Source organism: Mycobacterium sp. 1245801.1 (assembly GCF_001673055.1).
Classification (GTDB): domain Bacteria; phylum Actinomycetota; class Actinomycetes; order Mycobacteriales; family Mycobacteriaceae; genus Mycobacterium; species Mycobacterium europaeum_A.
Genome location: NZ_LZKY01000369.1, coordinates 1 through 12846, shown reverse-complemented (window position 1 = coordinate 12846; position 12846 = coordinate 1). Strand labels below are relative to the sequence as shown.

12 protein-coding genes and 1 pseudogene are annotated in these 12846 nt (G+C 69.5%); 5 read left to right on the top strand and 8 right to left on the bottom strand.

What is annotated here, in order from left to right; translation table 11 throughout:
* Positions 1-36: 36 nt before the first annotated feature.
* Together A5622_RS23295 and A5622_RS23290 are read left to right on the top strand one after the other, a co-directional pair.
* Positions 37-981: a hypothetical protein gene (locus A5622_RS23295; RefSeq protein WP_066881495.1), complete on the top strand. Its 945-nt coding sequence runs from the start codon at positions 37-39 to the stop codon at positions 979-981.
* On the top strand, positions 978-1469 hold the full coding sequence (locus A5622_RS23290) for an NUDIX domain-containing protein (RefSeq protein WP_066881493.1): 492 nt from the start codon (positions 978-980) through the stop codon (positions 1467-1469). The genes A5622_RS23295 and A5622_RS23290 overlap by 4 nt, the downstream gene beginning before the upstream one ends.
* On the opposite strand, the gene regX is transcribed toward A5622_RS23290, so the two are convergent.
* The 6 genes and pseudogenes from regX to A5622_RS23260 all read right to left on the bottom strand — a co-directional run bounded on the left by regX (position 1466) and on the right by A5622_RS23260 (position 7644).
* Positions 1466-2149, bottom strand: a complete 684-nt coding sequence (gene regX / locus A5622_RS23285; protein WP_007768263.1) for a two-component sensory transduction protein RegX — start codon at positions 2147-2149, stop codon at positions 1466-1468. The genes A5622_RS23290 and regX overlap by 4 nt on opposite strands.
* A 102-nt stretch (positions 2150-2251) precedes the next feature.
* The gene (locus A5622_RS23280; protein WP_156753065.1) at positions 2252-3481 is read right to left on the bottom strand and encodes a cell wall metabolism sensor histidine kinase WalK; all 1230 of its coding nucleotides are present in this window, start codon (positions 3479-3481) and stop codon (positions 2252-2254) included.
* A gap of 154 nt (positions 3482-3635) precedes the next feature.
* Positions 3636-4385: a phosphoglyceromutase gene (locus A5622_RS23275; protein ID WP_066881489.1), complete on the bottom strand. Its 750-nt coding sequence runs from the start codon at positions 4383-4385 to the stop codon at positions 3636-3638.
* A 108-nt stretch (positions 4386-4493) separates the two neighbouring features.
* Positions 4494-5034, bottom strand: a pseudogene (locus A5622_RS23270) (YbjN domain-containing protein); the annotation flags it as partial.
* The gene (gene mshA, locus A5622_RS23265; protein WP_066881487.1) at positions 5031-6305 is read right to left on the bottom strand and encodes a D-inositol-3-phosphate glycosyltransferase; all 1275 of its coding nucleotides are present in this window, start codon (positions 6303-6305) and stop codon (positions 5031-5033) included. The gene mshA and the pseudogene A5622_RS23270, both read right to left, overlap by 4 nt.
* A 61-nt stretch (positions 6306-6366) precedes the next feature.
* Positions 6367-7644 (bottom strand): ROK family protein, encoded by a 1278-nt coding sequence (locus A5622_RS23260; RefSeq protein WP_197498107.1) that lies wholly within the window; start codon positions 7642-7644, stop codon positions 6367-6369.
* 236 nt (positions 7645-7880) lie between these two features.
* Between A5622_RS23260 and A5622_RS23255 the strand changes: the two genes are divergently transcribed.
* On the top strand, positions 7881-8630 hold the full coding sequence (locus A5622_RS23255) for an SDR family oxidoreductase (RefSeq protein ID WP_066881484.1): 750 nt from the start codon (positions 7881-7883) through the stop codon (positions 8628-8630).
* Here the strand turns inward: A5622_RS23255 and A5622_RS23250 are convergent.
* The gene (locus A5622_RS23250) at positions 8614-9945 is read right to left on the bottom strand and encodes an Ig-like domain-containing protein (protein WP_066863003.1); all 1332 of its coding nucleotides are present in this window, start codon (positions 9943-9945) and stop codon (positions 8614-8616) included. The two genes, A5622_RS23255 and A5622_RS23250, sit on opposite strands and share 17 nt — an antisense overlap.
* A gap of 71 nt (positions 9946-10016) precedes the next feature.
* Positions 10017-11132: a UDP-N-acetylmuramate dehydrogenase gene (locus A5622_RS23245; RefSeq protein WP_066881482.1), complete on the bottom strand. Its 1116-nt coding sequence runs from the start codon at positions 11130-11132 to the stop codon at positions 10017-10019.
* A 26-nt stretch (positions 11133-11158) separates the two neighbouring features.
* Between A5622_RS23245 and A5622_RS23240 the strand changes: the two genes are divergently transcribed.
* Both A5622_RS23240 and A5622_RS23235 read left to right on the top strand, forming a co-directional pair.
* Positions 11159-11683 carry a DUF2505 domain-containing protein gene (locus A5622_RS23240; protein WP_066881480.1) on the top strand — a complete coding sequence of 175 codons (525 nt, stop codon included), beginning with the start codon at positions 11159-11161 and terminating at the stop codon, positions 11681-11683.
* Between the two features lie 154 nt (positions 11684-11837).
* Complete coding sequence (locus A5622_RS23235) at positions 11838-12671, top strand: carbon-nitrogen hydrolase family protein (protein ID WP_066881478.1); 834 nt, start codon at positions 11838-11840, stop codon at positions 12669-12671.
* Positions 12672-12846: the final 175 nt, after the last annotated feature.

The following is a 12846-nucleotide window of genomic DNA, read 5'->3' as shown; positions in this document are numbered from 1 at the left end:
GGTCCGGCTGGGTCCGGCAGGCCACGGGAGCAAGCGATGGACGACGAAAAGCGATCGGCCGCGGCTCCGCGGTGGCGCGGTGAGGCCGGGCGCCTCGAAGTGTGGTACGCGACCCTCTCAGATCCACGGACGGGCGCGGGGTTGTGGATCCATTGCGAGACGGTCGCTCCCGTGCGGGGCGCTCCCTACGCGCACGGCTGGGTCACCCGATTTCCGCTCGACGGGTCACCCCGCACCGAACGCTTCGGTCCCGAGCCCGCGCGGCCCGCGGCAGGCGCCGACTGGTTCAGCGCCGCCGGGGCGCGAGTGGCCGACGGGCGGCTGCGCGGACGGGCCGAATCGCTGGCGTGGGACCTGTCTTGGACGGATACCGCGCGTCCGCTGTGGACCTTCCCCCGTCTGACGTGGGAACGCGAGCTGCTGCCCGGCGCGCAGGTCGTGCTCGCCCCCACCGCCGACTTCACCGGGTCGCTGACCGTCCACGACGCCGCCGCGCCCATCGCGGGCTGGCGCGGCGCCGTCGCCCACATCTACGGACACGGCAACGCCCGGCGCTGGGGGTGGATCCACGCAGACCTCGGTGGCGGCGACGTCCTCGAGGTGGTCACCGCCGTGTCGCACCGGCCGGTACTGCGCAGGCTCGCGCCGCTGGCGTTCGTGCGCTTTCGGCTCGACGGAAAAGATTGGCCCACAATACTTTTGCCATCGCTTGCGATGCGGACCAGGCTCGACCCACGAGGCTGGCAGCTGGTGGGTCGCATCGGCGGTCGGCGGGTACGCATCAGCGTCGACCAGCCGCCGGACCGGTGCGTGAGCCTGGGCTACACCGATCCCGACGGCGGCACCGCGGTGTGCACCAACACCGAACGCGCGGAAATCCATGTGGAGCTCGGTCACCGGCGCTGGTCGGTGCTCGGACACGCCGAGGTGGGCCTGCGCGGGGACGCGGCGCCCGCGATCAACGAGAGAACCGCGACGTGACGCCGGTTCCGGAATTCATCGTCGAGCTTCGTCGCCGAATCGGCCACGCGCCGCTGTGGTTGTCGGGCATCACCGCCGTCACGATCCGCGGCCGAAAAGTGTTGCTGGTCAAGCGATCCGACAATGGCGCGTGGACGGCCGTGACCGGGATCGTGGAGCCCGGCGAGAATCCGGCCGACTGCGCGGCCCGCGAAGTGCGCGAGGAAACCGGGGTCAGCGCGCGGGCCACGAGATTGGCGTGGGTGCACGTGACCCGGCCGACCGTGCACGCCAACGGCGACCACGCCCAGTACCTGGATCACGTGTTCCGGATGGAGTGGCTGTCCGGGGAGCCCTTTGCGGCCGACGACGAGAGCACTGCCGCCGCCTGGTTCGACCTCGATGACCTTCCGCCGATGACAGCGGACATGCATCGACGTATCACGTTGAGCGCCAACGACGACGAGCGGACCGTCTTCGACACCGACGGTCCGCCACCGGCGGGCTAACCTTCGAGCTTGTACCCCAGCCCGCGCACCGTCACCAGGTGCACCGGGTTGGCGGGGTCGGCTTCGATCTTGGACCGCAGCCGCTTGACGTGGACGTCGAGCGTCTTGGTGTCACCGACGTAGTCGGCGCCCCACACCCGGTCGATCAACTGCCCGCGGGTCAGCACCCGGCCACTGTTGCGCATCAGGTACTCGAGAAGGTCAAACTCCTTGAGCGGCAACGTAATCGTGTCGCCGTTGACCGAGACCACGTGACGTTCGACGTCCATCCGCACCGGGCCGGACTCGAGCACGCCATCGCTGATCTCGGAATCGTCGTCACCGCCGCGGCGCAACACCGCGCGGATGCGCGCGATCAGCTCACGCGCCGAATACGGCTTGGTCACATAGTCATCGGCGCCCAGCTCGAGGCCGACGACCTTGTCGATCTCACTATCGCGGGCGGTCACCATGATCACCGGCACGCTGGACCGCGCGCGCAGCTGCTTACAGACGTCGGTGCCGGACATCCCAGGCAGCATCAGGTCGAGCAGCACGATGTCGGCGCCACCCCGATCGAACTCGGCGAGCGCGGCCGAACCGTCGGTCACCACGGTGGCCTCGAAGCCTTCCTTGCGAAGCAGGAACGCCAGCGGATCGGCCAGCGACTCCTCGTCCTCCACGATCAGCACACTGGTCATCGGCGCGATTCCTCCTCATCGCTGCGCTCTGCAACGTCATACGCGCGGGTCATCGGCGCGATTCCTCCTCATCGCTGCATGGTGCAGCGTCATACGCGCGGGTCATCGACTTAGTTCTTCCTCTCGTTGTGAGCGGTTGGGCCGCACGTCGCGGCCCTGCGATTGCTCGGATTCACCATCGTCTTGATGAGACACCCTGGCCGCCGGGATCGAAAGAGTGAACGTCGATCCGGTGCCCGGCTTGCTCCACACGCCGATGCTGCCGTTGTGGTTGGCCGCGACGTGCTTGACGATGGCTAGGCCCAGCCCGCTGCCGCCGGTAGCCCGTGAGCGGGCCTTGTCCCCGCGGAAGAACCGCTCGAAAACCCGTTCCTGATCTTCCAGGGCGATCCCGATGCCGCGGTCGGTCACCGCGATCTCGATGTTCTCCCCGCGGCGACGGCGGCTGATCGACACCGGCGAACCTGGCGGCGAATAGGCGATGGCGTTCGACACCAGGTTGGCCAACGCGGTGACCAACAGCGTTTCGTCGCCCAGCACCCGCAAACCGCTGGGCGCGTCCGTGCGAACCTCGATGTCGGCGTTGTCGGCCGCCACCTTGTGCCGCGAAATCGCTTCGCTGACAACCTCGTCGACGTCGACCTCGATGACGTTGGGCAGCCGTTCGGCGCCCTGCAGCCGGGACAGCTCGATCAGCTCGGCGACCATGTCGCCGAGCCGGTTGGCCTCGACGAGCACCTTCTCGGCGAACCGCCGCACCGTCTCGGAGTCGTCCGACGACGCCAGCAGGGCCTCGGCGAGCAGTGCCATGGCGCCCACCGGGGTCTTGAGCTCGTGGCTGACGTTGGCCACGAAGTCGCGCCGGGTGGCCTCCATCCGCGCGTAGTCGGACTGATCGTGGGCGAAGACCACGGCGAACCGGCGGTCTTCTTCGCTGAGCAACCGCGCCTGCCCGTGCACCGAGAGCCCCGACCGGCCACCCGACCGTTTCGCCGGCTGCAGGTCGAATTCGACGTCGACGCCGGTCAGGGCCTGCTGCGCCGCCTCCCAGGCCTGGTCATCGAGTTGACGGTCGCGCACCAGGCCTAGCTCCTTGGCCCGTTCATTGAGGTAGACGACGTCGCGGTGGGCGTCCACCACCGCCGCGCCCAGCGGCATCAGCGCCACGATGCGTTGCAGCATCTGCGCGACGGTGATCCCGGTCCACTCGGTGCCGACCCGCTGGCGGCGCTGCACCGCCCGCGGTGACAGCCGGGTCCCGACCAGCACCCCCGCGGCCAGCGCCAGCGCGGACAAAACCCCGGCCAGCAACAGCGCCGAGAACACAGTCACATAGCAAATCCTACAAATCTTCCTGAACGCTGCCCTAGCGCAACGAGGCCAAAATCGGACAAGTCACACCTTGCGCAACAGGTGTTCCGCTCCCGTTCACGCGATGTTTGGCTAAATCGCCTTTATCTCGCGGATCGGCGCGGGCAGGCCCAGCTCAGCCGTGCCCTTGGTTGGCCACCGCGGCGGCGCCCGCGGCGGCCGCCTCCGGGTCCAGATAGGTGCCGCCGGCAACCACCGGCCGCAGGTCAGCGTCCAGGTCGTAGCGCAGCGGGATGCCGGTCGGGATGTTGAGCCCGGCGATCTCGTCGTCGGACACCCGATCGAGGTGCTTGACCAGGGCCCGCAGCGAGTTGCCGTGCGCCACGATCAGCACCGTCTTGCCGCTGCGCAGATCCGGAACGATGACGTCGGTGAAATAGGGCAGGAAGCGCACGACCACATCGGCCAGGCACTCGGTGAGCGGGCCGCCGCCGATGTCGGCGTAGCGGGGATCGGTGTCCTGGCTGTAGGTGCTGCCCTTCTCGATGGGCGGGGGCGGCGTGTCGTAGCTGCGCCGCCAGGCCATGAACTGCTCGTCGCCGTAGCGGGCCTTCGTCTCGGCCTTGTCCAGCCCCTGCAGCGCCCCGTAATGGCGTTCGTTGAGGCGCCAGGTGCGCCGCACCGGGATCCACAGCCGGTCGGCCGCGTCCAGCGCGAGATGCGCGGTGGAGATGGCCCGGCGCAGCAGCGACGTGTAGAGGACGTCGGGCAACAGGTTGTTCTCGATCAGCAGCTCGCCGCTGCGCACGGCCTCGGTCCGACCCTTGTCGGTGAGGCCGACGTCGACCCAACCGGTGAACAGGTTCAGCGAATTCCATTCGCTTTCGCCGTGGCGAAGCAGTACCAGCGTGGCGGTGTCACCCATGCCGGTCAGTCTCTCACGGCCCTATTCGTCGCGGTCGTGCCCCGATGCTCGACTCCTCACCATCGCGCTTCGCGCTCTGCATCGTCGTCTTCGTGACCCGATGCTCGACTCCTCACCATCGCGCTTCGCGCTCTGCATCGTCGTCTTCGTCGTCGTCGATCAAATGGGCGAACGCCTGCAGGTTCTTCAGCGACTCACCGCGCGACACCCGCCACTCCCACTCCTTCTGGATCGACGAGCGAAACCCCAACTCCAGCAACGTATTGAAGTCCGCATCCACCGCTTCGAGCACCTGCCCGAGCACCCGGTCGAGCTCGTCGGCGTCCACCGAAGCCAGCGACATGCGCCCCACCAGATAGATGTCCCCGACATTGTCGAGCGTGTAGGCCACGCCGTAGAGGCGGCGGTTGCGCTTGAGCAGGAAGCGGTAGACGCCTTCGTGGTTCTCGTCGGGCTTGCGGCACACGAAGGCCTCGACCCGCACCGAATGCTCGCCGATGCTGAGGATGGTGTTGGTCTTGAGCTTGCGATCGCCGGGCAGTTCCACCACCAGACCGGGCAGACCGCCATGCGCCCCAGCGTGTTTCGAGTAGTTCAACCCACTGTCCTGCAGGGCATCCTCGATCACCTGGCTTACCGATGGGCTCATGCGCCCACCCCGCGGCGCTCGGTCGTGTACTCGCGGATCGCGCGGCGGTAGCTGGCCAACAACGCGTCGGTGGTGTGATCCCAGGAGAACGTGGCCGCGTGCTCGGCGGCCGCCCGGCCCATCGCATCGGCGTGCGGCGCAGGCAAACGCAGCAGCCGGCCCAGCGCGTCCGCCCACCGCCCGACGTCGTGGCCGGCCACCAGCGTGCCGGTCACGCCGTCGCGCACCGCCACCGGCAGCCCACCGACCGCGGCCGCGACCACCGGCGTCCCACAGGCCTGCGCCTCAAGGGCGACCAGACCGAACGACTCCGAATAACTGGGCACCGCAACAAGATTGGCCGCCTGGAACAACGTGGCCAGATTCGGGCGGGACTGTGGCGGCAGGAACGTCACACGCTCGGTGATGCCGAGTTCGTCGGCCAGCCGGACCAACCCGTCCGGGGAGGCCAAACCGCTACCCGAGGGCCCGCCGGCCACCACGATGCGCACCCCGGGCAGTTTCGCGGCGGCGCGCAACACGATGTCGGGCGCCTTCAGCGGCTGGATCCGGCCGACGAACGCCACGACGTCTTCGTCGAGCGGCAGCCCCAGCGCGGTCCGGGCGGCCCGGCGATCGCCCGGGCGGAACACGTCGAGATCTACCCCGGGATGGACGACGTCGATCCTGGCCGGGTCGGCGTGGTGAATCGAGATCAGTTGCCTGGCTTCGTCATCGGTGTTGACGATCAATCGGTCCGCCTCGTCGACGACCTGTTGCTCGCCGACCGTGCGCAGCGGCGGTTCGGGCGAATCCCCCTCGGCCAGCGCCGCGTTCTTGACCGCGGCCAGCGTGTGCGCGGTGTGCACCAGCGGCACCGCCCAGCGGTCGCGGGCCAGCCAACCGACCTGACCGGACAGCCAGTAGTGCGAATGCACGATGTCGTAATAGCCCGGCTCGTGCGACGCCTCGGCGCGCAACACCCCGGCCGCGAACGCGCACAGCTGGGTGGGCAGGTCGTATTTGTCCAGGCCCTCGAAGGGGCCCGCCACCACGTTGCGCACCAGCACGCCGGGCGCCACCCGCGCGACCGGCGGGTCGGCCGAGGCGGTCGCCCGCGTGAAGATCTCCACCTCGATGCCTCGCCGCGCCAGGTGCAACGCGGTTTGCAGCACGTAGACGTTCATCCCGCCGGCGTCGCCGGTGCCGGGCTGGGCCAGTGGTGAGGTGTGGACCGCCAACACTGCGACCCGGCGCGGTTCGTTCAGCCGGAAAACGTCATCGTGGCGCACCCTGTCATCTTTACAGGATGGTTCGCCGGCCAGCCCAAGCGCGCTGGACACACCCGTCGTGTCAGGCGGACGACTCGTCGCGAGTCACGTCGTGCAGCCGGGCATCGAGCGCCCCGGCGCGCCGCATCGCCCCCAGCGGGTCGGCGTAGAGCCCCGACAGCGAGACGGTCCCCGCGCCGGCCTCCTGCACCCGGTTGCCGAAGGCGGTGAGGCGGATGTCGCGGGGTCCGAGCACGGAGCGTTCCAGGAACGCCGCCTCGACCTGCTCCATTGCCTCCGGGTACTCGGTGAAGGCCTGGCCGCCGACCACCAGTTCGTCGGGGTTGAGCATGTCGCGCAGCAACGCCACCGCCTCGCCGAGCACGCGGCCCCGCTCGGCGAGCAGGTCCTTGGCCTGCTGGTTGCCGGCTCGGGCCACCCGCAACAGATCCGAGATGCCGGCGGCGGAGCCGCTGGCGCGGTTGGTCGGGGCGAACGGCAGGATGCGCTGCTGGCGGGCGATGGCCACCACGGCCTCGTCGCTGACGGTGGACTCCAGCTGGCCGGTGCCGCCGAGCAATTCGGACTGCGCCGGCAAGGTCGCGATGGTGCCCGGTCCGCTGGCCGGCACGTGCACCCGCCCGCCGATCACCAGCGCGTAGCCCACGGTCTCACGGGCGTAGACGTACAGGCTGGTGGGCGAGCTCGGCAGGAAGCGCCGCATGCCCAGCAGCAGCTCGGCGCCGGCCATCGCGTCGACGTGCGAGGCCACCGATACCGGCAGGCCCAGGGCGTCGGCGAGCACCTGCCCCACCGGCGCCTGCCGCCAGCCCAGCCGGGGGTGGTCCACCTGGCCGGTGGCGCCGTCGACGGTGCCACCGATGGCGACCCCCACCCACAGCGGCCGGCGGCGATGCCAGCGCCGCAGGTAGCGGCGGGCGCTGTCGGCCAGCGTCGCCAGAGCGGGCCCGGCCGGGTTACGCGGGGTCGGGGTTTCGACCGTGTCGAGCGTGCGGCCGAACAGGTCGGTGGCCACGATGCTGGTGGTCCGGGCACCGATGTGGATGCCCAGCGTCACGAAGGGTTCGTGGTTGACCTCCACCGGCACACGCGGGCGGCCGATGGCGCCGGAGACGGCGAGGTCGGCGCGTTCCCGGAGCAGGCCGGCTTCCAGGAGCGCGATGACCTGACGGTTGACCGTGGCGATGCTCAGCGAGGTGACGCCGGCGATGACGTCGCGGCCGACGGGGCCGCGCAGCCGGACGGCCCGGAAGACGGAGGCCGCCGCCGAGTCGGGGATGTTCAGCGCCGGCGGCACGATCTGCCGGCGCACCGAGCGGTGGCCCTTTTGGCCCGGCAGGTGCCCGACGGCACGGCTGGGCGAATGATGGGTATGGGTGAGGGTATTCGTGCGCACGAGCGTCCTTATTTGTCCGAATTTTGCTGGCCGTCTTGGCCACACCTGGCTGGGTCAGGAGCGGCAAAGTGCGCAGCAACAACACGCACCCGCCGCGCAAAGACACGCGGTGGTCGTGGTGTTGGACAGGGCGCTAAGGAGCACACGCAAAATCTAGCACGTTCATTAAGGTTGTTTCGATGGTTAAAACTGGCAGGAATGAACGAGTCGCAGTAATCACCGGGGCCAGCTCGGGGATCGGTGCAGCAACCGCCCGAATCCTGGCTGCGCAGGGCTTTCATGTCGTCGCGGTGGCGCGTCGATCCGACCGGATTCAGGCCCTGGCCAGTGAAATCGGCGGTACCGCGATTGTGGCCGATGTCACAGACGAGGTGGCGGTTGAAACATTGGCGAGCAAAGTGGACCGGGTCGACGTTCTGGTCAACAACGCCGGCGGCGCCCGGGGCCTGGCGCCGGTCGCCGACGCCGACCTCGAGCACTGGCGATGGATGTGGGAGACCAACGTCATCGGCACGCTGCGGGTCACCCGCGCGCTGTTGCCCAAGCTGATCGACTCCGGCGACGGGCTGATCATCACCGTCACTTCCGTTGCGGCACTTGAGGTTTACGACGGCGGCGCCGGATACACGGCGGCCAAACACGGCCAGGGAGCGCTGCACCGCACGCTGCGCGGCGAGCTATTGGGCAAGCCGGTGCGGCTGACCGAGATCGCGCCCGGCGCGGTCGAGACGGAATTCTCGTTGGTGCGCTTCGACGGCGACCAACAACGCGCGGAGGCCGTCTACACCGGCATCACCCCGCTGGTGGCCGAGGATGTGGCCGAGGTGATCGGATTCGTCGCCTCGCGGCCGTCGCACGTCGATCTGGACCTGATCGTGATGAAGCCGCGCGATCAGGCGACGACCTCCCGTTTTAACCGCCAGGGGTAGCGGTGCCGGCCGGTGACGTCGACGTGGTCGGAGTGCCGGACAGGGTCGGCGCGTTGGACGGAGTGACCGGCGCGGTGACCGGGATCTGGGTTGACGGCGGGCGCGCGGTCGGCGGCGGCAGCGCCGACATGGCCACCCAGGTGTCCCAGTCCACGGCCCAGTCCCAGATGTCGCCGTCGGAGTAGGACAGCTGGATCGTGCTGCCGGTGACTTCGACCGGGTCGCCATACATCGCCGACTGGAAGTATTGCTCGGCGTCACCCGTCGAAAGGTTGATGCAGCCGTTAGTGACGTTGGTGTTGCCCTGCGCGCCGGCGCTGGCCGGGTTGGCATGGATGAACTCGCCATTGTTGGAGATCCGGACCGCCCAGCGCTCGTGCACGTGGCTATAGCCGGCCGCCGGGTTGGACATGTAGAAGTCGGCGTACTTCTCGCTGACCACGTGGATGCCGTTGCGGGTGACGTTGCGCGCCTTGTCGGCTTCGCCGTAGCTGCACGGGAAGTCCATGATGACGCCCTCGTCGCGGATCACCTGGATACGGTGCGAGGAAACCTCGGCCTTGACCACCTGCCGCCGGCCGATCTGGATGTTCAGCGAGATGTCCTCGGCGCCGTAGGCGCTGTCGCCGAACGGCAGACCGTACAGCTTGGCCTCGACGTTGACCGTGGTGCCCGCGGGGTAGTACTCGCGGGTGCGCCAGTGCGCGCGCGCACCGGCGGCCTCGTCGGGCAGCCAGGCCCAGCTGCCCTCGACGGGCGGGTTCGTGGTGACGGTGAGCGCCTTTTCGACGGCGGCCTTGTCGGTGATCGGCGCGTCGAACTGGATGATGATCGGCGCCGCGACGCCCACGGTCTGGCCGTCGGCGAGCTGGAAGGCGCCCCCGATCTTCTTGGTGGGAGACACCGTGGTGAACTTGCCGGCCACCGGGATCGCCTTGCCGTCGTGCCCGACGGCCGAGCCGCTCCACGTGTACGTCTGGTCGTAGCCGAGCGGCTCGGAGGTCGTGTAGACGGTGCGGTCTTGATTGAAGGCGCCCGCGACGGCCTTGCCCGACGAATTGGACAACGCGACGTGCTGGAACCAGCCGTCGCTCACCTCGACGCTGACCGGGGCGATCGGCACCACGTTCTCGGTCGCGTTGGCGGGCTGGTACTTGAGCTGCGGTGCCGGCTGTTCCTTCTTCTCGGCCTGTTTGGCCGTCGTGCCGCCGCAGGCGGCCAACACGTTGGGGGCGAACACACCTAGTCCCAGGGTCGCCAAAGCCGCACGCCGGTTGAACGGCCGCGGGGCGCTGGACGGGGTCACGAAAATCAAAGATACCGGGGAAAATCGGCCAGCCCGGCCACGACAAAACGGGCCCGGGCACGCGTCGGCGAAATTTGCGGCTACAGCCTGCAGCCAAGCAGGACGGGCTCGGGGACCAATGTGATGCCAAACACAGCCTGGACGCCGTCGCGGATCGTTCTAGCCAGCTCTATCACGTCCTGTGAGCTGGCGCCGCCGCGGTTGGTCAGCGCCAGCGCGTGCTTGGTGGATAGCCGGCAGGGCTGTTCGAGGCCGTCCGGCCCCGGATCCGGGTAGCCCTTGCCGAATCCGGCCCGCTCCACCAGCCAGCCGGCGGCCAGCTTGACGCCGTCGGGCGCGGGGTAGTTCGGCACCGGCCCGTCGACGGCGGCGGCCAACCGCTCGTAGGCGTCCGGGGCGATCACCGGGTTGGTGAAGAAGGAGCCCACGCTCCAGGTGTCGTGGTCGGCCGCGTCGAGCACCATGCCCTTGCGCGCCCGCAGCGACAGCACCGCGTCGCGGACGGCCCGCGGGTCGGCGCGCTCGCCGCCGGCCACGTTCAACTCGGCGGCCAGCTCGCCGTAGCGCAGCGGCGCGCTGCGCCCGGACGCGTCCAGCGCGAACTCCACTTCCAGTACGACGGAAGGCATTTCGAGTCGACTGCCGGCGCGTTTGAACACACTGGTGCGGTAGCCGAAGCCCAGCTCGTCACCCGGCACCCAGCGCACCTGCCCGCTCGCGCGATCGAGCACCCGGACGCGGGTGATGGTGTCGGAGACCTCGGCGCCGTAGGCCCCGACGTTCTGAACCGGGGTGGCCCCGGCCGAGCCGGGGATGCCGGACAGGCATTCCAGCCCGCCGAGGCCGTGCTCGATCGCGGTGAGCACGACGTCGTCCCACACCGCGCCCGCCTGCGCACGGACCAGGTTGCCCTCGACGGTGATGCCGTCATTGGCCAGCCGCACCGCGGTCAGGTCGGTCAGGCCGTCGGAGATCACCAGGTTGGAGCCGCCGGCGAAGACCAGCACCGGGTCGCGTTGCCCGCCAGCGGTTTCGGCGTCCAGCTGCCGCAACGTGGCGACCACCTGCTCGCTGGTGGTGCAGGTGATCAGGCGGCGCGCGGTCGGTCCGACCCGCAGGGTGGTCAGTGGCGCCAGTGGCACCGCGTCGGCCACCGCCGCGCCGGCGAACTCCGCACCGGCACCGCTGGATTTCATGGCCCGTAACGGTAGCCTGACCTGCTATGCCGCGTTCATTCGACTTGTCGGCCGATTACGACGGCAGTGTTGACGAGGTTCATCGCGCCTTCACCGACGAGGAGTACTGGCGGGCCAGGCTGGCCGGGTCCGGTGTCGACCTCGCCACGCTGGAGTCGATGCGGGTCGGCGGGGAGTCCGGGGACGAGGACACCGTCGAGGTCGTCACGCTGCAGGTGATCCGCAGCGACAAGCTGCCGGGCATGGTCACCCAGTTGCACAGCGGTGACCTGCGCATCCGGCGCGAGGAGACGTGGGGGCCGGTCACCGGCGGGGCGGCGACGGGGTCGGTGGTGGGATCGATCGTGGATGCGCCGGTGAACCTCGCCGGCACCGCCGTCCTGGAGCCCATCGAAGAGACCGGCGGTGCCCGGCTGACGTTCCGCGCCACCGTCCAGGTGCGCGTCCCGATCATCGGCGGCAAGTTGGAGAACATCATCGGCACCCGGCTGGCCGAACTGGTCGCCGCCGAGCAGCGCTTCACCACGGAGTGGATCGCCAAAACGGCCTGAGCCTTCGGTCCCGACCACGCCTAAGTTGCATTGCCCAGCTCCTCCGCCCGCCGCCGTAGCGGCGCGCATCGTCGCCGGGCCTAAGCTGCATTGCCCAGCTCCTCCGCCCGCCGCCGTAGCGGCGCGCATCGTCGCCGGGCCTAAGCTGGCGCTCATGCGAATCGCCTTGGCGCAGATCCTCAGCGGCACCGACCCGGCAGCAAACCTGCAGCTGGTGGACGAATACAGCCGCCGGGCCGCCGACGCGGGCGCGAAGCTGGTGGTGTTCCCCGAGGCGACCATGTGCCGGTTCGGAGTGCCGCTGGGGCCGGTCGCCGAGCCGGTCGACGGGCCCTGGGCCGACGGGGTGCGGCGCATCGCGGCCGACACCGGCATCGCCGTCGTCGCCGGCATGTTCACCCCGTCCGGCGATGGGCGGGTGAAGAACACGCTCCTCGCGGCCGGCGCCGACGACCCCGGCCGGCCGGACACCCACTACGACAAGATCCACCTCTACGACGCCTTCGGTTTCACCGAATCGCGCACGGTCGCGCCGGGACACGACCCGGTGGTGATCATGGTCGACGGCATCCACGTCGGGCTGACCGTCTGCTACGACATTCGGTTTCCGGCGCTGTACACCGAACTGGCCCGCCGCGGCGCCCAGGTGATCGCCGTCGGCGCGTCCTGGGGCGCGGGTCCCGGCAAACTCGACCAGTGGACGCTGCTGGCCCGCGCCCGCGCGCTCGATTCGATGAGCTACATCGCGGCAGCCGGCCAGGCCGATCCTGGTGACGCCCACGGATCCGGTTCGGGGGCACCGACCGGCGTCGGCGGCAGCCTGGTGGTCTCCCCCTTCGGTGACGTCGTCGCCTCGGCCGGCTCGCAACCGCAGCTGGTGGTGGCCGACATCGACGTCGACCGGGTCGCCGAGGCCCGCAAGAGCATCGCGGTCCTGCACAACCGCTCGGACTTTGCTCAGGTTGATAGGGCAGAATCGGTCGGGTGACGAACCCACAAGGACCACCGAACCCGGACCCGTCGAAGTGGGCCCGTCCCTCCAACCAGGGGCCCTTCGGCCAGCCCCCCACCGAGCGGCCGACCGAACGGATCAGCACCGGCGGCCCGGTGACGAAGATGCCGGCCACCACCAGCTGCGGTTGCGAGCCGGCCGAGGCGACGAC

What these genes read in the sequence shown, in the direction of transcription:
- A5622_RS23295 (WP_066881495.1), top strand. Translation starts at nt 37, where the DNA reads ATGGACGACGAAAAGCGATCGGCCGCGGCTCCGCGGTGGCGCGGTGAG.
- A5622_RS23275 (WP_066881489.1), bottom strand. Translation starts at nt 4,385, where the DNA reads ATGGGTGACACCGCCACGCTGGTACTGCTTCGCCACGGCGAAAGCGAA.
- A5622_RS23255 (WP_066881484.1), top strand. Translation starts at nt 7,881, where the DNA reads ATGGTTAAAACTGGCAGGAATGAACGAGTCGCAGTAATCACCGGGGCC.
- A5622_RS23240 (WP_066881480.1), top strand. Translation starts at nt 11,159, where the DNA reads ATGCCGCGTTCATTCGACTTGTCGGCCGATTACGACGGCAGTGTTGAC.
- regX (WP_007768263.1), bottom strand. Translation starts at nt 2,149, where the DNA reads ATGACCAGTGTGCTGATCGTGGAGGACGAGGAGTCGCTGGCCGATCCG.
- A5622_RS23235 (WP_066881478.1), top strand. Translation starts at nt 11,838, where the DNA reads ATGCGAATCGCCTTGGCGCAGATCCTCAGCGGCACCGACCCGGCAGCA.
- A5622_RS23245 (WP_066881482.1), bottom strand. Translation starts at nt 11,132, where the DNA reads ATGAAATCCAGCGGTGCCGGTGCGGAGTTCGCCGGCGCGGCGGTGGCC.